This window comes from Pantoea sp. SORGH_AS_0659 (assembly GCF_031453915.1).
In the GTDB taxonomy this organism is placed as follows: domain Bacteria; phylum Pseudomonadota; class Gammaproteobacteria; order Enterobacterales; family Enterobacteriaceae; genus Pantoea; species Pantoea leporis.
Genome location: NZ_JAVJAK010000001.1, coordinates 3060971 through 3080004, shown reverse-complemented (window position 1 = coordinate 3080004; position 19034 = coordinate 3060971). Strand labels below are relative to the sequence as shown.

The following is a 19034-nucleotide window of genomic DNA, read 5'->3' as shown; positions in this document are numbered from 1 at the left end:
GCTTCGACGCTGTTGTTACCAGGCTTCACGCATCTGCATCGCATCGCGCTGCTAATTTCCGGTACACTTTAGCTATCAACGTGATGCTGGAAGGTTTCACGGCAAAAAGAAGGATTAGAGTCGATGCAGGATTCACATTTTGATGTGGTGATCGTGGGCGGTGGCATGGTTGGTGCGGCGCTGGCGTGTGGCCTGGCGCAGCAGCAGTTTCGCGTAGCGGTCATTGAACGGGCGGAACCGGCAAGCTTTGATGCCTGCAGCGAGCCAGATGTGCGTATCTCCGCCATCGGTGCGTCGTCGGTGGCGCTGCTGCAGCAACTGGATGTCTGGCAGCGTGTGCAGGCGATGCGCTGCGCGCCCTATCGCCAGCTGGAAACCTGGGAGTGGCAAAACGCGCATGTGAAGTTTGATGCGGCCTCGCTTGGGTTGCCCGAGCTGGGCTTTATGGTGGAAAACAGCGTGCTGCAGCGTGCGTTGTGGGAAAAAATGCAGCAAGAAGGCATCACACTGATCTGCCCGGCGAGCTTGCAGGGTTTGCAGCCGCACAGCGCCGGCTGGCAGGTGCAACTCGATAATGGCCAAACGCTGGATGCGCGTTTAGTGGTCGGCGCAGATGGTGCCAACTCGCGTGTGCGTCAGTTAGCGGGCATTGGCGTGCGCGGCTGGAACTATGCGCAATCCTGCATGCTGATAAGCGTGGAGTGCGAGCAGGAGGCGGGCGATGCCACCTGGCAGCAGTTTACGCCGCAAGGGCCGCGCGCTTTCCTGCCGCTGTTTGATCGTCGTGCTTCGCTGGTGTGGTACGACGCGCCAGCACGAATTCGTCAGCTGCAAAGTTTGCCGCTCCCGCAACTGGAGAAAGAGATTTATGCTCACTTCCCGGCACGCGTTGGCCGTATTCAGGTCAAAACTGCGGCCTCTTTCCCGCTGGTGCGACGTCATGCTACGCGTTATGTGATGCCGGGATTGGCGCTGGTGGGGGATGCGGCGCACACCATCAATCCGCTGGCCGGGCAGGGCGTTAATCTGGGTTATAGGGATGTGGATGCGTTGATCACGACGCTGGTTGAGGCGCGCAACCAGGCGGAGCTCTGGTCATCGGATGCTGTGCTGCAGCGTTATCATCGTCAGCGTTACAAAGATAATTTACTGATGCAGGGCGGAATGGATCTGTTCTACTTTACGTTTAGCAATAAACTGCCGCCGCTGCGTTTTGCGCGAAACCTGGCGCTGATTGCGGCGGAGAATGCCGGCGCGTTGAAACGCAAGGTGCTGCGTTACGCATTAGGTTTGTGATTGTAGGGAGCGTATTGATGCGCTCCTGGTTAAAAGTTTGCTCGCCACTTTGCCAAACGCAGAAAACAATAAAGCCCGCATAAGCGGGCTTTATTGTGCAATTTGGCTGGGGTGCAGGGATTCGAACCCCGGAATGCTGGTATCAGAAACCAGTGCCTTACCGCTTGGCGACACCCCAATAGGTGTTTGATCAAATTGTCTTTTTATGGCTGGGGTGCAGGGATTCGAACCCCGGAATGCTGGTATCAGAAACCAGAGCCTTACCGCTTGGCGACACCCCAATAATTTGGTGGCTACGACGGGATTTGAACCTGTGACCCCATCATTATGAGTGATGTGCTCTAACCAGCTGAGCTACGTAGCCTTTGTACTGCTTACTGCGTCCGACGATGGCTGGGATACCTGGATTCGAACCAGGGAATGCCGGTATCAAAAACCGGTGCCTTACCGCTTGGCGATATCCCATTCGTCGACTTTGTATCCACAACATAATCCGGATTGGCTGGGGTACCAGGATTCGAACCTGGGAATGCTGGTATCAAAAACCAGTGCCTTACCGCTTGGCGATACCCCATCCGGCTGCCGAAGACTGAAATGGTGCGGGAGGCGAGACTTGAACTCGCACACCTTGCGGCGCTAGAACCTAAATCTAGTGCGTCTACCAATTTCGCCACTCCCGCAAAAAGATGGTGGCTACGACGGGATTTGAACCTGTGACCCCATCATTATGAGTGATGTGCTCTAACCAGCTGAGCTACGTAGCCATCTTTTTCGCGTAACCTTCATCGGCGTTGCGGGGCGCATTATGCGTATTGAGTCTTGTAGCGTCAACAATTTTTTTGCCGTTTTTTGCCTTAAAATGCCTGTTTGTCTGGCTTGTAACCAGGCTGGTGATTTATTCGGCAAATTTCAAAGGTTGTACGATAGATTGCATAAAAAAGGGGCTCAAATGAGCCCCATATCTTGTTGAGTAAAAACCTTATTTATACGCGGACTGATGCACACCAACGGCACGACCTGAAGGGTCATCCATGGATTTAAAGGCTTCATCCCACTCGATCGCTTTAGCCGAAGAACAGGCCACTGATGGACCGCCTGGCACACACTCTGCGGCGCTGGCGATCGGGAACAATTCCTCAAAGATTTCGCGATACAGATACGCTTCTTTCGAGTTCGGTGTGTTGTACGGGAAGCGGAAGTGCGCAGTCGACAACTGTTGGTCGGTGATTTGCTTCGCCGCCACTTCTTTCAGCGTATCTATCCAGCTGTAGCCCACACCATCAGAGAACTGCTCTTTCTGACGCCACGCCACGCTCTCCGGCAGGTAAGAAGAGAAGCATTCGCGCAGGATGTGTTTTTCCATCTTGCCGTTGCTGCCACAGAGTTTGTCTGCCGGGTTGATGCGCATCGCCACGTCGAGGAATTTCTTGTCGAGGAACGGCACACGCGCTTCCACGCCCCAGGCGGACATCGCTTTGTTGGCGCGAGCACAGTCAAACATGTGCAGAGCCAGCAGTTTACGTACGTTCTCTTCGTGGAATTCTTTGGCGTTTGGCGCCTTATGGAAATAGAGGTAGCCGCCAAAGACTTCATCCGCACCTTCACCGGACAACACCATTTTGATGCCCATCGCTTTGATCTTACGCGACATTAAATACATCGGCGTAGAGGCGCGAATGGTGGTCACATCATAGGTTTCGATGTGGTAAATCACGTCACGGATCGCATCCAGGCCTTCCTGCACGGTGAAATGGATTTCGTGGTGCACGGTACCGAGGTGTTCTGCGACTGATTTCGCTGCTTTCAGGTCTGGAGAACCTTCCAGGCCAACCGCGAAGGAGTGCAGCTGCGGCCACCATGCATCGCTCTTATCCGCATCTTCAACACGTTTCGCAGCAAAGCGTTTGGTCACGGCAGAGATGATGGATGAGTCCAGGCCGCCAGACAGCAGAACGCCGTAAGGCACGTCAGACATCAGGTGACTTTTTACTGACTCTTCCAGCGCATGTTTCAGCTCGGCGGCATCCGTGGTGTTGTGCTCAACAGCGGAATATTCCATCCAGTCACGCTGCCAGTAACGACGGATTTCACCATCGGCGCTCGACATGTAGCTTCCCGGCGGGAACTCTTTGATGCTGCGGCACACTGGCACCAGCGCTTTCATCTCGGAAGCGACATATAGGTTGCCGTGCTCGTCGTTGCCCATATACAGCGGGATAATGCCGATATGGTCGCGACCAATCAGATATTGTTGCTTCACGCTGTCCCACAGAATGAAGGCGAACATGCCTTGCAGCTCGTCGAGGAAATCGACGCCTTTTTCCTGATACAGCGCGAGGATCACTTCACAGTCAGAACCGGTCTGGAAAGCGTAACGATCGCTCAACTCAGCACGCAGCGCCTGATGGTTGTAAATTTCGCCGTTAACAGCCAGTACGTGGGTGTGGTCAGCGTTATACAGCGGCTGTGCGCCGTTGTTAACGTCAACAATCGACAGACGCTCATGCACCAGAATGGCTTTATCATCCGCATAAACACCTGACCAATCCGGGCCGCGGTGACGCATCAGACGAGAAGATTCCAGCGCTTTCTTGCGCAGCTCAATAGGATCGCTTTTCAGATCCAGCACACCAAAAATTGAACACATAACTGACTCCTGATCTCACCTTGTGGCGAAGTTATTTCTACGTTTGTCCGGCAGCCTTGGCTGCGTGATGTATAAGAAAATGCGCTAAATGGCGGTGTTAGTGCAAGCAAAATTGCGATTCTTTGATAAAAAGAATGTTGATGGGCAAATAATATTGAATATTATTCAATTAATAAGCGTTTATTTTAGATGCCATCTAATAAAACTGCATTATCGTTCGTTTTGTAGGCATAAGGCGAGCGGTAAAGAAAGGCATAACCACAGAAAAAACAAAAGCCCTGCATAAGCAGGGCCATAAGAAGGGGTAATGGCTGGAATCAGAACAGGTCGATATCGGCGACCGATGGGTAAATCCAATCCGGGCGGAAAGGCATCGCATCAATATCACTCAGTGTGGAAACGCCAGACAGCACCAGAATGGTTTCCAGACCCGCCTGGAAGCCTGCCAGAATGTCTGTCCGCAGGTTATCGCCCACAATAACCGTCTCTTCCGAATGCGCATGCATTTTGTTTAACGCCGCGCGCATGATATACGGACTCGGTTTGCCGACGTAAAACGGTTTACGACCGGAGATGGTTTCGATACCGGCGCAGAGTGCTCCGCAGGCAGGAACAAAGCCGCGTGCATGTGTATCGGGATTAGTGGCGATAAAGCGGGCGCCATTGGCCACGAAGAAAGCGGCTTTGTGCATCATTTCCCAATTGAAGGAGCGGGTTTCGCCGACGATAACGAAATCTGGATTAACGTCGGTGATGGTGAAGCCAGCTTTATACAGCTCATGAATCAGCGCACCTTCGCCAATTACGTAGGCTTTTTTCCCTTCCTGACGGCGCAGGAAATCGGCGGTGGCCATCGCCGAGGTGTAAAACACCGAATCCGGTACGTCAATGCCGGCGTTGGCAAAGCGGTTCGCCAGATCCAGCGCGGTTTGCGAAGGATAATTGGTCAACACCACCAACGGCATATCCTTCGCCAGAATGCGCTGCAGAAAATTCTTTCGCGCCGGGAACGGCGGTATTGTCATGCATCAACACGCCGTCGATGTCACAGATTACGCTTTTAATCGTCATAGATTGCATCCGGTCGGGCCTGCTTGACAGCAGGCTGGTGATTACTCTTCCAGCAGATGTTGCAGCAAAATGCCATTCAGCATTGCGCGTTTTGCCAACGCAAAGGCGCCAATCGCCGAGCGATGATCGAGCTCGGAACGCACCACCGGCAGATTTTTACGGAAGGCAGGCAGCGTCTGCGTATTGATACACCCTTCAATAGCAGGAAACAGTACTTTATCGGCTTCAGTGATTTCACCGGCCAACACCACTTTTTGCGGATTGAACAGGTTGATGGCGATAGCAATCGCCTTGCCTAAATAGCGGCCGACATATTCAATCACTTCGCACGCCAGCGCGTCGCCATGATTAGCGGCGCGACAAATCTGCGGCATCAGGCAATCATTTAACGTTAATGAACTGGGATACCCTTGATTCAGTAGATGACGTACGCGGTTTTCAATCGCGCCATTAGCCGCAATGGTTTCCAGACAGCCAAAGTTACCGCAGTGGCAGCGTTCACCCAGCGGATCAACCTGAATATGGCCAATCTCGCCCACGTTGCCGTTACTGCCGAGGAAAATGTGGCCGTTGGCGATGATTCCGGCACCGGTGCCGCGATGCAAACGCACCAGAATGGAGTCTGCGCAATCGCGACTTGCACCGAAGTAGTGCTCGGCCAGCGCCAGGCTACGGATGTCATGACCAACAAAGCTGGTGACGTTGAAGCGTTTTTTCAGGCTGGAAACCAGCGGCCAATGACTTACCGCGATGTGCGGCATGTAGCGAATGATGCCGTTAATGGGATCGACCAATCCGGGCAGAATCACCGAGATAGCAATCAGTTCATGAATCTTACGCTGATGCGCGGCCATAAAGGCGCTGATGGCATTGAACAGCGCGTTCTCCAGCGTTTCCTGCGTGCGCTCGGGCAGCGGATAATCTTCCTGCGCCAGCGATTTCCCGCTCAGATCAAACAGCGTCAAGGTCGCGTCATTACGCCCTAAGCGCACGCCGATAGTATGAAAATGACGGGTTTCAGTAATGATGGAGATCGCGCGACGCCCACCGGTGGAGGCTTGTTGCTCCACCTCTTTGATGAGGCCGCGCTCAATGAGCTGGCGGGTAATTTTGGTGACACTGGCGGGCGCAAGCTGACTGTGTTCGGCAATCTGAATGCGCGAAATTGGCCCCTGCTGATCGATTAGCCGATAAACGGCTGCACTATTGAGTTGTTTAACAAGATCAACATTTCCTATTTGAGACTGGCCGCCAGTGGTCATTCAATGCTTACTCGCTGAGGACGTTGTCTCCGTTGACGAACGTCTTAGTGATTTGATAATCGCGGGTAAAGACAGTCAGGTTGGCGACTTTTCCTGCTTCGACCGTGCCTAACTGCTTCTCCACACCCATCGCCTGCGCTGGATAGAGCGTCGCCATACGCAGCGCTTCATCAAGAGCGATACCGCAATGTTCAACGCTGTTCTGCACCGCTTCAATCATGGTCAAGGCAGAACCGCTGAGCGTACCGTTCTCGTCAACGCACAGGCCATCGCGATAGTATATTGTTTTGCCTGCAAAAATAAATTGATCAATCGATGCGCCCGCCGGTGCTGTGGCATCCGTCACTAACACCAGCTTGTCGCCTTTAATGCGTTTTGCATTGCGCACATTAGCGTAATGGACATGTAAACCATCCGCAATGATGCCGCAGTATACATCAGGCGAATCAAACAGCGCACCGATCAGACCTGGCTCACGTCCAGCGAAGGTTGGCATGGCATTGTAGAGATGCGTAGCAAAGCTGACGCCCGCGCTGAAGCCAATTTTTGCTTCTTCATAGGTCGCGTTGGAGTGACCCGCTGACACGATGATGCCGGCATCGCGCAGCTGACGAATCACCTCGCTGCCCGCATTTTCAGGTGCCAGCGTGACTTTAGTGATGACGTCGGCATTGGCGCAGAGGAAATCCACCCGCTCGGCATCCGGCAGGCGAATCAATTCAGGATTGTGTGTACCTTTTTTAGCTTTATTCAGCCACGGACCTTCCAGATGCAGGCCGATTGCCTGATTCTGATGCTTGGCCAGGTAAGCGCGCATGGTTTCGACTGCGCGTCTCATCAGCGCATCGGTGCTGGTAATCAGTGTTGGCAAATAGCTGGTGCAGCCTGATTTCTCGTTGGCGCGCTGCATGATCTCAAGCGTTTCAACGCTTAACGCATTGATGTCATCATTGAACTGCACGCCGCCACAGCCGTTAAGCTGCAAATCAATAAAACCAGGAGCGATAAACGCACCAGCCACATCCTGCTGTGCAATTGCCGCGTCCAGGGCATCACGCGGACACACGCGCTCAATCAGGCCATCTGCAATCACAACTGCATGATTGTCCAGAATTTCATGACCAGTAAAAATCCGGCCGTTCACTAATGCGTACATCGTTTCTCTCTCCCGGCTAAGCCTGCTGCCTGAAAGCAGCAGGTTTTGTTACAACGTGTTTTCACACACCTTTCATATTTTCCGCTTCCATTTCGCGGAAATATTTCACGGTTTTCACTTTCAGTTCCATGGTGGCTGGCTCGTCACATACCACGACAGATTTGGCATGCAGCTGCAGGCAGCTGATGGTCCACATGTGGTTGACGTTACCTTCAACCGCAGCCTGCAGCGCTTGCGCTTTCAGGTGGCCGGTAACCAGAATCATCACTTCTTCAGCATCCAGCAGCGTACCGACACCAACCGTCAGGGCGTATTTCGGCACCTGATCCACATCACCATTAAAGAAGCGTGAGTTTGCAATACGCGTATCGTGCGTCAGGGTTTTGATGCGGGTACGTGAGGAGAGGGAAGAAGCCGGTTCGTTAAAGGCGATGTGACCATCGTTGCCCACGCCGCCCATAAACAGGTTAATTTTGCCGTAAGCGCGGATCTTCTCTTCGTATTGGCGACATTCTGCGTCAATATCTTCGGCATTACCATTCAGAAGATTGATATTTTGCTGTTGAATATCAACATGATCGAAAAAGTTACGGTACATGAAACTGTGGTAACTTTCCGGATGCTCTTTTGGCAGGCCAACGTACTCATCCATGTTGAAGGTGACAACGTGCTTGAAACTAACCTGGCCCGCTTTGTGCATATCGATCAGGTGCTTGTAAGCTTCCAGCGGTGTTCCACCGGTTGGCAGACCCAGCACGAAGGGACGTTCTGCGCTAGGCTTAAACGCATTAATGCGGTTAACAATGTGGCGTGCAGCCCATTTACCCACTTGGGTCGGTGTGGCCAAAGGGATCAGTCTCATGTCTTCACCTCAATTAAGATTGGAAATGTGGAGTTGCCGTTTCTCTGACAGTTTTGCCCTTAAGCGTAATGCGTTTAAGCGTAGCCACCAGGGATAAGTGCGACTCGATATTTTTTATCATAAAATAAGTTTGTGGTGCTGGCTAGCATTTCGCATTATCAAACCACCATTTTGGTGATTAAAGTCACAGTTGTAGTGGTTTTAATTTGCGAGGCGAATTAATTTATCTTTACACTGCGCCTCGTGGTGAAAAGTGTCATCAAGGTACCGGGCGACGGGATAATAAAATCAACCTGCGCCACGGCATAACGCCAGTCTCATAGGGGGAGAATAAGGTGAGTATTCTAGGATATCTGCAAAAGGTCGGCCGCGCGCTTATGGTGCCGGTAGCGACTTTGCCGGCAGCGGCAATCTTGATGGGCGTTGGATACTGGATCGATCCAGATAGCTGGGGCGCAGGCAATGCGCTGGCAGCACTGTTGATCAAATCGGGTTCGGCAATCATCGACAATATGCCAGTGCTGTTTGCCATTGGTGTGGCATACGGTATGTCAAAAGATAAAGACGGCGCTGCAGCGTTAACCGGTTTTGTCGGCTTTCTTGTTGTGACCACACTCTGTTCTCCGGCAGCGGTGGCAATGATTCAGAAGATGCCGGTGGAGCAAGTTCCCGCTGCCTTCGGTAAAATTAATAACCAGTTTGTTGGCATTCTTGTCGGGATTCTTTCTGCTGAAGTCTATAACCGCTTTAGTCATGTTGAACTGCCAAAAGCGTTGTCCTTCTTTAGCGGTCGCCGTCTGGTGCCGATCCTTGTATCGTTCCTGATGATCCTGGTTGCGTTCATTCTGATGTATATCTGGCCGATCATTTTCGGTGGACTGGTAAGTTTTGGTGAGCATATTCAGAAGCTGGGTTCCGTCGGTGCGGGCATCTACGCTTTCTTTAACCGTCTGCTGATTCCTGTTGGCTTACACCACGCATTGAACTCGGTATTCTGGTTCGATGTTGCCGGTATCAACGATATTCCTAAATTCCTTGGCGGCGCGCAGTCTATCGCTGAAGGTACAGGTATCCCTGGCATCACCGGTCGTTATCAGGCGGGCTTCTTCCCAATCATGATGTTTGGTCTTCCAGGTGCAGCGCTGGCAATTTACCACTGCGCACGCCCGGAAAACCGCGCTAAAGTCGGCGGCATTATGCTGGCGGCGGCCTTTGCCGCCTTCTTTACGGGTATCACTGAACCGCTGGAATTCTCCTTCATGTTCGTGGCGCCGGTGCTGTATGTGATTCACGCGGCACTGACCGGTCTTTCAGTTTTCATCGCCGCGAGCATGCAGTGGATTGCCGGTTTCGGCTTCAGTGCGGGTCTGGTGGATATGGTGCTGTCAACGCGCAACCCGCTGGCGGTGCACTGGTGGATGCTGATCCCACAAGGTCTGGTGTTCTTCGTTATCTACTACGTGGTATTCCGCTTCACCATCCAGAAATTCAACCTGATGACGCCGGGCCGCGAACTCTCTGCGGGCGATGAAACCGATGGTTATGACGTCAATGTCGATAACAGCGGCAACGGTGAAAGCCAAACTGAATCTCTGGCGCGTCGTTATATTGCGGCGGTAGGTGGCTCAGAAAACCTGACCAACATCGATGCCTGTATCACACGTCTACGTCTGAACGTTAAAGATTCCGCGCAGGTTAATGAAGGTGTCGCTAAACGTCTCGGTGCTTCAGGTGTGATTCGTCTGAACAAGCAGAGCGTACAGGTTATTGTCGGTACGCAGGCGGAAAGCATTGCAACAGCAATGAAAACCGTACTGAGCAAAGGTCCAGTTGCGGCATCTGCCGCGGCGTCAACGGCTGCTCCTGCTGCTGCTGTAAAACCGCAGGCGGTGCTGAACAGCGAAAAAGCCGTGATTGCTACGCTGCTGGCGCCAGTAACCGGTGACATCGTTGCGCTGGAAAATGTGCCTGACGAAGCATTCGCCAGCAAGGCAGTCGGTGATGGTCTGGCCATCAAGCCAACCGGCAAAACCGTGGTTGCGCCAACCGCCGGAACCGTGGTGAAGATCTTCAATACCAACCATGCGTTCTGCCTTGAGGCGGAAAACGGCGTCGAGATCGTGGTACATATGGGGCTGGATACAGTAGCGCTGGAAGGTAAAGGCTTCACGCGTCTGGTTGAAGAGGGCGCAACGGTCACTGCAGGTCAGCCAATCCTGGAAATGGATCTGGACTTCCTCAATGCCAACGCCCGCTCGATGATCAGTCCGGTTGTGGTCAGCAATAGCGATGATTTCGCTGGTCTGAATTTACTGGCAACCGGTTCAGTGGTTGCAGGCCAAACCCCGCTGTACGAGGTTAAAGGCTAAGTCCTTGTGATTGAGCCAGAAGGCAGGAAGCGATTCCTGCCTTTTTTGTTTTAAAACGACCAACAAACGGTTGTTTCCCTCCTGCGCTTTGTGGATCATACTCCGTTACTTCGTGGTACAAATCACCCGTTATAGTTTTTGAGGATTTTGAGATGAGTGAGGCTGAAGCCCGCCCAACGAACTTTATTCGTCAGATCATCGACGAAGATTTGGCGAGCGGTAAGCACAACAGTGTGCATACCCGTTTCCCGCCTGAGCCCAATGGTTATCTGCATATTGGCCATGCGAAATCTATCTGCCTGAACTTTGGTATCGCGCAAGACTACCAAGGTCAGTGCAATCTGCGTTTCGACGACACTAACCCAGTTAAAGAAGATCTGGAGTTTGTCGAATCCATTAAGCGTGACGTGCAATGGCTGGGCTTTGAGTGGAGCGGCAACATTCGTTACTCCTCAGACTACTTCGACCAACTGTTCAACTATGCGGTTGAGCTGATCAACAAAGGTCTGGCTTACGTTGATGAACTGTCGGCGGATGAGATCCGTGAGTATCGCGGTTCACTGACGGCGCCGGGTAAAAACAGCCCATATCGCGATCGCAGCGTGGAAGAAAACCTGGCGCTGTTCGAGAAGATGCGCGATGGCGGTTTCGAAGAGGGCAAAGCCTGTCTGCGTGCCAAAATCGACATGGCGTCCAGCTTTATCGTGATGCGCGATCCGGTGCTGTACCGCATTAAATTTGCCGATCACCATCAGACCGGCAGCAAGTGGTGCATCTACCCGATGTACGACTTCACTCATTGCATTTCGGATGCGATCGAAGGCATTACGCACTCTCTCTGCACGTTGGAGTTCCAGGATAACCGTCGTCTGTATGATTGGGTGCTGGATAACATCACCATTCCGGTTCATCCGCGGCAGTACGAGTTCTCACGCCTGAATCTGGAATACGCGGTGATGTCAAAGCGTAAACTGACTCAGCTGGTAAGCGAGAAGGTGGTAGAAGGCTGGGACGATCCGCGCATGCTGACCGTTTCGGGTCTGCGTCGTCGTGGTTATAGCGCCGCTTCTATCCGTGAGTTCTGCCGCCGTATTGGTGTGACCAAACAGGACAATATCGTGGAGATGGCTTCACTGGAATCGTGCATTCGTGACGATCTCAATGAAAACGCACCGCGTGCGATGGCGGTAATGGATCCGTTGAAAGTGGTGATCGAGAACCTGCCTGCAGGTCACGATGAGATCATCACTATGCCGAATCATCCAAACAAACCGGAGATGGGCACGCGTGAAGTGCCATTCAGCCGTGAAGTGTGGATCGATCGCGCTGACTTCCGTGAAGAAGCCAACAAGCAGTACAAACGTCTGGTGCTGGGTAAAGAAGTGCGTCTGCGTAATGCTTACGTGATCCGTGCCGAACGTGTGGCGAAGGATGCTGAAGGCAATATTACCTGCATCTATTGTACTTGCGACGTTGATACGCTGAGCAAAGATCCGGCCGATGGCCGTAAAGTGAAAGGCGTTATCCATTGGGTTTCTGCAATCCACGCGCTGCCAGCGGAATTCCGCCTGTACGATCGTCTGTTCAGTGTGCCAAATCCGGGCGCGGCTGAGGATTTCCTCACCACCATCAACCCGAACTCACTGGAAATCAAACAGGGCTTCGTTGAGCCTGGCTTACGTGCAGCCGATCCGATGGCACCGTACCAGTTCGAACGCGAAGGCTATTTCTGTGCTGATAGCGTCTATTCACAGCCCTCCAGGCTGGTGTTTAACCGCACCGTGGGTTTGCGTGACACTTGGGCAAAAATCGGCGATTAATATTTTTAGTCGCGAGCACGATAAGATCATGAAAGGGCGAGCAATCGCCCTTTTTTATTATCTCTATTTGGCCAGATACGACCTTTTATGCTGCACGCCCTCAACGAGCCATTAATTCCCTATTTGCGACTATTCTGACTTTAGAAAAATTAACCCATTTGGCAGTGTGAAAAACTTTTTTTCAGGTAGGCTATGCGCTCTCAGACGGTGCTCTGCGGCTTATCTAAGGAAAAAAAATGACAACTCTCGCCCAGGAAGCCAGGCATAGCGTGGTGGTTTTACATCAGCTTATTGAACGTATTTTCAATCAGGCGGAAGGCAGTGACGACAGCATTGATCTTTTTTTATCGCACTTTCATCCCGAGTTCAAAATGGTCACGCCGCAAGGCAAACGATTGGACCTCAATGAAATGGAAGTGCTGTTTCGCCAGTTGCAGGGGCAGCGTGAAGGCATGCGCATTGCCACCAGTGAGCACGCCATCATCTCGCAGCAAAGCGAGGAAGTGACGATTCAGTATCGTGAATTACAGATGATGAACGGCATCAATCAGAGTCGCATTTCACTGGCGGTATTGGATTGCAGCACCGCCATTCCGCGCTGGCGCTACCTGCAGGAAACGCTTGTCGCCTGATTACAGGCATAAAAAAACCGGCTCAAGCGCCGGTTTTTTTTATACTGCATAGCACACTCAATTACTTATCGTGGAGCGTATCGTCTTCGCGGCAGTCTCCCAGAGCACAATGACCGTACAGGTACAGGCTGTGGTTGCTGAGCTTAATGCCGTGGCGAGTGGCAATTTCACGCTGACGCGTTTCGATTGATTCATCGCTAAATTCGATAACTTTGCCACAATCCAGGCAGATCAAGTGATCGTGGTGATGCTGCTGAGTCAGTTCGAAGACAGATTTGCCGCCTTCAAAGTTGTGACGGGTTACGATGCCCGCGTCGTCAAACTGGTTAAGAACGCGATACACCGTTGCCAGACCAATCTCTTCGCCCATATCAATCAGGCGCTTATACAAATCTTCCGCACTGACGTGATGGGACTCTGGGCCGGGTCCCTGAAGCACTTCCAGAATTTTCAGTCTGGGTAGCGTGACTTTCAGGCCAGCCTTCTTCAATGCGGAGTTGTTGTCAGTCATGCGGATATTGTCCTGTTACTTTGCTAGTCACTTGCGGCGCAGGGGCCTTGAATGTTTAGGTCAACGCGCATTCTCATTTGCGTCTCATTATAGAACTCAAGCAGTGAAATGAAAACCAAGGCAACGTCCTTAATCACCAAAGGTTGTAAGGATATCGTCACTAACGTCTTCAAGACGCTTGGGTTTTGGATTCCATTTCACTCAGCCTCATTCTACTGCCAGAGGAATAAGCGGATGACCATTGCGGGTATTCTACAGATTTGCGGGGAAAAGTTAAAAAACCGTAGCTATTATTTTTATAGGAAATTCCGTTACCCGATGTGAGGCAGTGCGCACATCGGGCAGAGCAGGGAATTAAGCTTCAATAATCTCTTTCAGCTGCAGCTCATCAAAGATCTGCTTCACCCACTTCTCAACACGTTCGTTGGTCAATTCCGGCTGACGGTCTTCGTCAATGGCCAAACCAAGGAAGTTTTTGTCATCGGCCAGGCCTTTAGAGGCTTCAAAATGATAGCCTTCGATTGGCCAGTGACCGACGATCACCGCACCATTCGGCTCAATGATGTCACGGATAGTACCCATCGCATCACAGAAGTACTCGGCGTAATCTTCCTGATCGCCACAACCAAACAGCGCTACCAGCTTGCCATTGAAATCAATCTCTTCCAGCGTCGGGAAGAAATCATCCCAGTCACACTGCGCTTCGCCGTAATACCAGGTTGGGATACCCAGCAGCAGGATGTCGAACGCTTCGAGATCTTCTTTGGTGCTCTTAGCAATGTCATGCACTTCGGCGACATCTTTACCCAGGTTGTTTCTGGATCATCTTTGCAATGTTTTCAGTGTTGCCGGTATCGCTGCCGAAGAAAATGCCTACGATTGCCATGGGTTAGGTAACCTCTTAAATCCTGATTGTGAAAGTAAGTCAGTTGACTGCACAGTTATGCGAATAATAGCAGACCGGTAAAAAGTGCGGAACGTATAAAGCCGTGACTTTGTGTTCCAGCGTGCGGTCTCCGCGCGTTACGACAGTTTGAGCTGTGCCAGCAGCATTTGTTCAATCAATTCGCTGCGACTGATGTTTTGCTGCTCGGCCAGCGTGCTGAGGGCGTCAACCGCCTCGCTCGACATCTTCAGCTCAACACGACGCAGCCCACGCACTTTATCGCGCTTGAGCTGATTGCGTTTGTTGATGCGTAACTGTTCATCACGCGTCAGCGGGCTGGTTTTCGGGCGACCAGGACGCCGCTCGTCTGCGAAGAGATCAAGCGTAGTGCGGTCTGTCTGTTCTTTTGCCATGGTTTGTAAAACTGAGTGGGCGCGAACGGCGGAAAGGCGCTGCGCGATTAAAACATTATCGGCCCGACCACGGCGAAAAAATATCCGTGGCAAATTTTTAGCGCGACATCATACTCCAGCGCCTTCCCTGACGCCAACCCTAAAGCGCAAGCGGCAAGCTTTTGCTTTTACAGGTTAAAAAAACGCCGAACCGCGCGTAACACCGCATCGGGTTTCTCGGCGTGCACCCAGTGTCCAGCACCGCTGATCACATGTGCATGCGCCTGCGGGAACTGACGCAGCAGCGCATCGCGATGCTGATTATCCAGATAAGGCGAGTCGCCGCCGCGGATAAACAGTGCCGGATGCGGCCACGCAGGAATCTCTTCCCAGCCGGAAATGGTGCTATAGTTATCCCACAGCGCCGGCACATTAAAGCGCCATTCGCCCTCTGCGAAAGATTTGAGGATGAACTGGATCACGCCTTCTTCATCAATATGCTGACACATTACTTCAGCGGCTTCGCTGCGGCGCGTGACGCCCGCGGCGCTCACGGCCCGAATAGCGGCAAAAATTTCGTCATGGCGGCGCGTTTGGTAATCTACGGGCGCGATATCGATCATCACCATTTTATCGATACGTTCCGGCGCGATGGCACTGAGCGCCATGGCGATTTTGCCGCCCATCGAGTGTCCGATTACACCCGCGCGATCGATATGGTGCGCATCCAGCGTTTCGACAATGTCCTGCGCCATCACGTGATAATTCATCTCATCGCTACGCGCCGACAAGCCGTGATTGCGCACGTCAACTTGCAGCGTCGGACGTGCGTCACGCATCCCACGCGCCAGCACGCCAAGGTTATCAAGGCTGCCAAAAAGACCATGGATCAACAGAATCGGCGTGGCATCGGGGGCAGATTGTTCAGTTTGCAGACGGGCGTTCAAAATCATGGCTAAAGTTCTTACGGTTGTGACCTTGGCTTAGGTTATCATGGATTCACCTGTCCAGCAGTCAGGCCGGTGGGCATTAGGGCATATTCCGACTTTTGCCCGTAAACGTTGCCAACGCTATCGGCTGCCACGGATTTAACTTTATAATCCTTATGTTAGAACCCGCTCACGTTTTGCACGACTGGATTTTGCTAAGGACGTTGCAATGATGCGTGGTTCTGTCATTTGCCAGAATCGTACGGAAAAAGATGAAAACGATTGAAGTTGACGAAGAACTCTACCGTTATATTGCCAGCCACACGCAGCACATTGGTGAAAGCGCCTCAGATATTTTGCGCCGCATGTTGAAGTTCACCGCCGGACAGAGCGCACCCGCTGCGCCCGCCGCTGGTGCATCAATGAAAGAAGCGCAACCTGCCAGCCGTGAAGCGCGTCCTCAGGATCGCGTCCGTGCGGTACGTGAGCTGCTACTTTCCGATGAATATGCCGAGCAGAATAAGGCGGTTAACCGCTTCATGTTGGTACTGTCAACGCTCTATCGTCTTGATCCGGCTGCGTTTGCTGAAGCTACTGCCTCGCTGCAGGGCCGTACCCGCGTCTACTTTGCGGGCGACGAGCACACGCTGCTGCAAAATGGCACCCATACCAAGCCGAAGCACGTTCCCGGCACACCGTACTGGGTGATCACGAACACCAATACAGGCCGCAAATGCAGCATGGTGGAACACATCATGCTGGCTATGCAGTTCCCACAGGAACTGACAGAGAAAGTTCGCGGCACCATTTAACTGAAGCGTCAGGGAGAAGCGCCAATGGCCAATCACCCCCGTGCCGGGCAGCCTGCCCAGCAGAGCGATTTGATTAACGTTGCACAATTAACCTCGCAGTATTACGTCCTGAAGCCCGATGTGGCGAATCCGGATCATGCGGTGAAATTTGGCACTTCAGGCCACCGCGGTAGCGCGGGACGCCAAAGCTTCAATGAACAGCACATTTTGGCGATCGCGCAGGCGATTGCTGAAGAGCGTAAAAAGAATGGCATTACCGGTCCGTGCTACGTCGGTAAAGACACGCATGCACTGTCTGAGCCAGCGATTCTGTCGGTGCTGGAAGTGCTGGCCGCTAATGGCGTGGACGTAATTGTTCAGCAGGACAATGGCTACACGCCAACGCCTGCAATCTCGAACGCGATTCTTGAGCACAACAAACGCGGCGGCGCGCAGGCGGACGGCATCGTTATCACGCCTTCGCATAATCCACCGGAAGATGGTGGTATCAAATACAATCCGCCAAACGGTGGCCCGGCTGATACCAACGTTACCAGAGTGGTGGAAGATCGCGCTAACCAGCTGATCAAAGGCGAGCTGAAAGACGTGAAACGTCTGCCGCTGGATCAGGCATGGGCGAGCGGCCACATCGTTGAGCAGGATCTGATCCAGCCATACGTTGAAGGTCTGGCGCAGGTGATTGACTTCGCCGCCATCCAGAAAGCCGGCCTGAAAATTGGCGTCGATCCGTTAGGCGGTTCCGGCATTGCTTACTGGCAGCGCATTGCTGAGCACTACAAACTGGATCTGACCATCGTGAACGATGCGATCGATCAGACTTTCCGCTTCATGCATCTGGATAAAGATGGCGTGGTGCGTATGGACTGCTCATCCGAGTGCGCGATGGCCGGTTTGCTGGCGTACAAAGACAAATTCGATCTGGCCTTTGGTAACGATCCTGATTACGACCGTCACGGCATCGTCACGCCTGCAGGTCTGATGAATCCAAACCACTATCTGGCGGTGGCAATCAACTACCTGTTCCAGCATCGCCCACAGTGGGGCAAAGACGTTGCTGTGGGTAAAACCCTGGTTTCCAGCGCGATGATCGACCGCGTGGTTAACGACATTGGACGTAAGCTGGTGGAAGTGCCGGTTGGTTTCAAATGGTTCGTTGATGGTCTGTTCGATGGCAGCTTCGGTTTCGGCGGTGAAGAGAGCGCGGGCGCATCCTTCCTGCGTTTCGATGGCTCAGCCTGGTCAACCGATAAAGACGGCATCATTCTGTGCCTGCTGGCTGCTGAAATCACTGCAGTAACTGGCAAGAACCCGCAGCAGCACTATGACGAGCTGGCCGAACGCTTTGGTGCGCCAAGCTATAACCGTCTGCAGGCTCCGGCGACTTCTGCACAGAAAGCCGCGCTGTCTAAGCTGTCACCCGAAATGGTGAGCGCAGATACGCTGGCGGGTGATCCGATCACCGCACGCCTGACTGCCGCGCCGGGTAACGGTGCGTCAATTGGTGGTCTGAAAGTGATGACGGAAAACGGCTGGTTCGCCGCGCGTCCATCAGGTACAGAAGACGCGTACAAAATCTACTGCGAAAGCTTCCTGGGTGCTGAACATCGTCAGCAAATCGAGAAAGAAGCGGTTGAGATTGTTAGCGAAGTACTGAAAAACGCCTGATTGGGCAGTGAAGAAAAAAGGCCGCTTAGCGGCCTTTTTTTATGGCATAAATCGATAGCCGATGCCGGTTTCGGTCAGCAAATGGCTGGGCTGCGTGGGATTCGCTTCCAGCTTCTGCCGCAAGTGCCCCATATAGATGCGCAAATAATGGCTGTGCTCCACCGCATTGGGCCCCCAAACCTGATTCAGTAATTGACGCTGGGTCAGCACTTTTCCGGCGTTGTTCACCAGCAAACTCAGCAGACGGAATTCAGTCGGTGTCAGATGCACTTCCTGTTGGTTGCGCAGTACACGGCGCGCCGCCAAATCGACGCTCACTTCACCAAATTTCACAATCGGTTCTGGCTGGTTGCTTTGATGGCGACGCAGCGCCACGCGCACACGCGCCAGCAGTTCACCTATGCCAAACGGCTTAGTGAGATAATCATCCGCACCCGCGTCCAGCGCATCAATCTTATCCTGCTCATCGCTCCGTGCCGACAGCACAATCACCGGCATGCTGCTCCATTGACGAACTTCACGGATAAAGTCATTGCCATCACCATCCGGCAAGCCGAGATCGAGGATCACCAGATCCGGCTTACGCGTCGCCGCTTCAATCAGGCCGCGCTGCAGTTGCTCCGCTTCCACAATCTTCAGGCCTTCGCTCTCCAGCGCCAGGCGCACGAAACGGCGAATCTCTTTTTCATCTTCCACTATCAAGATGGTCGTCACGCTGCCTCCA

The 19034-nt window shown here is 52.7% G+C and carries 14 protein-coding genes, 7 tRNA genes and 2 pseudogenes; 6 read left to right on the top strand and 17 right to left on the bottom strand.

The window, feature by feature from the left end; translation table 11 throughout:
- The first annotated feature begins 123 nt into the window (after nucleotides 1-123).
- Nucleotides 124-1296, top strand: coding sequence for a 3-demethoxyubiquinol 3-hydroxylase (gene ubiF, locus Q3H59_RS14555; protein ID WP_309835516.1), 1173 nt, complete (start codon nucleotides 124-126; stop codon nucleotides 1294-1296).
- 103 nt (nucleotides 1297-1399) lie between these two features.
- Here ubiF and Q3H59_RS14550 read toward each other — a convergent pair.
- The 12 genes and pseudogenes from Q3H59_RS14550 to nagB form a co-directional block, all read right to left on the bottom strand.
- Nucleotides 1400-1474, bottom strand: a tRNA-Gln gene (locus tag Q3H59_RS14550).
- Between the two features lie 28 nt (nucleotides 1475-1502).
- Nucleotides 1503-1577, bottom strand: a tRNA-Gln gene (locus Q3H59_RS14545).
- Between the two features lie 6 nt (nucleotides 1578-1583).
- Nucleotides 1584-1660, bottom strand: a tRNA-Met gene (locus Q3H59_RS14540).
- Between the two features lie 26 nt (nucleotides 1661-1686).
- A tRNA-Gln gene (locus Q3H59_RS14535) sits at nucleotides 1687-1761 on the bottom strand.
- Nucleotides 1762-1795: 34 nt separating this feature from the next.
- Nucleotides 1796-1870, bottom strand: a tRNA-Gln gene (locus Q3H59_RS14530).
- A 21-nt stretch (nucleotides 1871-1891) separates the two neighbouring features.
- Nucleotides 1892-1976 (bottom strand) — tRNA-Leu (locus Q3H59_RS14525).
- 7 nt (nucleotides 1977-1983) lie between these two features.
- A tRNA-Met gene (locus Q3H59_RS14520) sits at nucleotides 1984-2060 on the bottom strand.
- Nucleotides 2061-2275: 215 nt separating this feature from the next.
- The gene (gene asnB / locus Q3H59_RS14515) at nucleotides 2276-3943 is read right to left on the bottom strand and encodes an asparagine synthase B (RefSeq protein ID WP_008107047.1); all 1668 of its coding nucleotides are present in this window, start codon (nucleotides 3941-3943) and stop codon (nucleotides 2276-2278) included.
- Between the two features lie 317 nt (nucleotides 3944-4260).
- Nucleotides 4261-5014: pseudogene (locus tag Q3H59_RS14510) on the bottom strand (HAD-IIA family hydrolase).
- A gap of 41 nt (nucleotides 5015-5055) precedes the next feature.
- Nucleotides 5056-6276 carry an N-acetylglucosamine repressor gene (locus Q3H59_RS14505; protein ID WP_137385370.1) on the bottom strand — a complete coding sequence of 407 codons (1221 nt, stop codon included), beginning with the start codon at nucleotides 6274-6276 and terminating at the stop codon, nucleotides 5056-5058.
- A gap of 7 nt (nucleotides 6277-6283) precedes the next feature.
- Nucleotides 6284-7432, bottom strand: a complete 1149-nt coding sequence (gene nagA, locus Q3H59_RS14500) for an N-acetylglucosamine-6-phosphate deacetylase (protein ID WP_309835515.1) — start codon at nucleotides 7430-7432, stop codon at nucleotides 6284-6286.
- 61 nt (nucleotides 7433-7493) lie between these two features.
- Nucleotides 7494-8294, bottom strand: a complete 801-nt coding sequence (gene nagB / locus Q3H59_RS14495; RefSeq protein WP_110865725.1) for a glucosamine-6-phosphate deaminase — start codon at nucleotides 8292-8294, stop codon at nucleotides 7494-7496.
- A gap of 341 nt (nucleotides 8295-8635) precedes the next feature.
- Between nagB and nagE the strand changes: the two genes are divergently transcribed.
- The 3 genes from nagE to Q3H59_RS14480 all read left to right on the top strand — a co-directional run bounded on the left by nagE (nucleotide 8636) and on the right by Q3H59_RS14480 (nucleotide 13115).
- On the top strand, nucleotides 8636-10663 hold the full coding sequence (gene nagE / locus Q3H59_RS14490; protein WP_192414251.1) for an N-acetylglucosamine-specific PTS transporter subunit IIBC: 2028 nt from the start codon (nucleotides 8636-8638) through the stop codon (nucleotides 10661-10663).
- Nucleotides 10664-10815: 152 nt separating this feature from the next.
- Nucleotides 10816-12483, top strand: a complete 1668-nt coding sequence (gene glnS / locus Q3H59_RS14485) for a glutamine--tRNA ligase (RefSeq protein ID WP_271460053.1) — start codon at nucleotides 10816-10818, stop codon at nucleotides 12481-12483.
- A 236-nt stretch (nucleotides 12484-12719) separates the two neighbouring features.
- Nucleotides 12720-13115 (top strand): hypothetical protein, encoded by a 396-nt coding sequence (locus Q3H59_RS14480; RefSeq protein WP_101763235.1) that lies wholly within the window; start codon nucleotides 12720-12722, stop codon nucleotides 13113-13115.
- A 61-nt stretch (nucleotides 13116-13176) separates the two neighbouring features.
- Here the strand turns inward: Q3H59_RS14480 and fur are convergent, their stop codons facing one another.
- The 4 genes and pseudogenes from fur to ybfF form a co-directional block, all read right to left on the bottom strand.
- Entirely contained in the window at nucleotides 13177-13626 is a 450-nt protein-coding gene (gene fur, locus Q3H59_RS14475; RefSeq protein WP_007890672.1) for a ferric iron uptake transcriptional regulator, read from the bottom strand.
- 354 nt (nucleotides 13627-13980) lie between these two features.
- Nucleotides 13981-14512 (bottom strand): annotated as a pseudogene (gene fldA / locus Q3H59_RS14470) (flavodoxin FldA).
- A 137-nt stretch (nucleotides 14513-14649) separates the two neighbouring features.
- Entirely contained in the window at nucleotides 14650-14925 is a 276-nt protein-coding gene (gene ybfE, locus Q3H59_RS14465) for a LexA regulated protein (protein WP_309835514.1), read from the bottom strand.
- A gap of 167 nt (nucleotides 14926-15092) precedes the next feature.
- The gene (gene ybfF / locus Q3H59_RS14460; protein ID WP_309835512.1) at nucleotides 15093-15857 is read right to left on the bottom strand and encodes an esterase; all 765 of its coding nucleotides are present in this window, start codon (nucleotides 15855-15857) and stop codon (nucleotides 15093-15095) included.
- A gap of 248 nt (nucleotides 15858-16105) precedes the next feature.
- On the opposite strand from ybfF, the gene seqA reads away from it, so the two are divergent.
- Nucleotides 16106-16645: a replication initiation negative regulator SeqA gene (gene seqA, locus Q3H59_RS14455; RefSeq protein WP_110865729.1), complete on the top strand. Its 540-nt coding sequence runs from the start codon at nucleotides 16106-16108 to the stop codon at nucleotides 16643-16645.
- Between the two features lie 24 nt (nucleotides 16646-16669).
- Nucleotides 16670-18310 carry a phosphoglucomutase (alpha-D-glucose-1,6-bisphosphate-dependent) gene (gene pgm / locus Q3H59_RS14450; RefSeq protein WP_309835510.1) on the top strand — a complete coding sequence of 547 codons (1641 nt, stop codon included), beginning with the start codon at nucleotides 16670-16672 and terminating at the stop codon, nucleotides 18308-18310.
- Between the two features lie 39 nt (nucleotides 18311-18349).
- Here the strand turns inward: pgm and kdpE are convergent, their stop codons facing one another.
- Complete coding sequence (gene kdpE, locus Q3H59_RS14445; protein ID WP_101763229.1) at nucleotides 18350-19024, bottom strand: two-component system response regulator KdpE; 675 nt, start codon at nucleotides 19022-19024, stop codon at nucleotides 18350-18352.
- Between the last annotated feature and the right edge of the window lie 10 nt (nucleotides 19025-19034).

Coding starts and splice junctions, on each gene's coding strand:
- ubiF (WP_309835516.1), top strand. CDS start 124: ATGCAGGATTCACATTTTGATGTGGTGATCGTGGGCGGTGGCATGGTT.
- asnB (WP_008107047.1), bottom strand. CDS start 3,943: ATGTGTTCAATTTTTGGTGTGCTGGATCTGAAAAGCGATCCTATTGAG.
- Q3H59_RS14505 (WP_137385370.1), bottom strand. CDS start 6,276: ATGACCACTGGCGGCCAGTCTCAAATAGGAAATGTTGATCTTGTTAAA.
- nagA (WP_309835515.1), bottom strand. CDS start 7,432: ATGTACGCATTAGTGAACGGCCGGATTTTTACTGGTCATGAAATTCTG.
- nagB (WP_110865725.1), bottom strand. CDS start 8,294: ATGAGACTGATCCCTTTGGCCACACCGACCCAAGTGGGTAAATGGGCT.
- glnS (WP_271460053.1), top strand. CDS start 10,816: ATGAGTGAGGCTGAAGCCCGCCCAACGAACTTTATTCGTCAGATCATC.
- Q3H59_RS14480 (WP_101763235.1), top strand. CDS start 12,720: ATGACAACTCTCGCCCAGGAAGCCAGGCATAGCGTGGTGGTTTTACAT.
- fur (WP_007890672.1), bottom strand. CDS start 13,626: ATGACTGACAACAACTCCGCATTGAAGAAGGCTGGCCTGAAAGTCACG.
- ybfE (WP_309835514.1), bottom strand. CDS start 14,925: ATGGCAAAAGAACAGACAGACCGCACTACGCTTGATCTCTTCGCAGAC.
- ybfF (WP_309835512.1), bottom strand. CDS start 15,857: ATGATTTTGAACGCCCGTCTGCAAACTGAACAATCTGCCCCCGATGCC.
- seqA (WP_110865729.1), top strand. CDS start 16,106: ATGAAAACGATTGAAGTTGACGAAGAACTCTACCGTTATATTGCCAGC.
- pgm (WP_309835510.1), top strand. CDS start 16,670: ATGGCCAATCACCCCCGTGCCGGGCAGCCTGCCCAGCAGAGCGATTTG.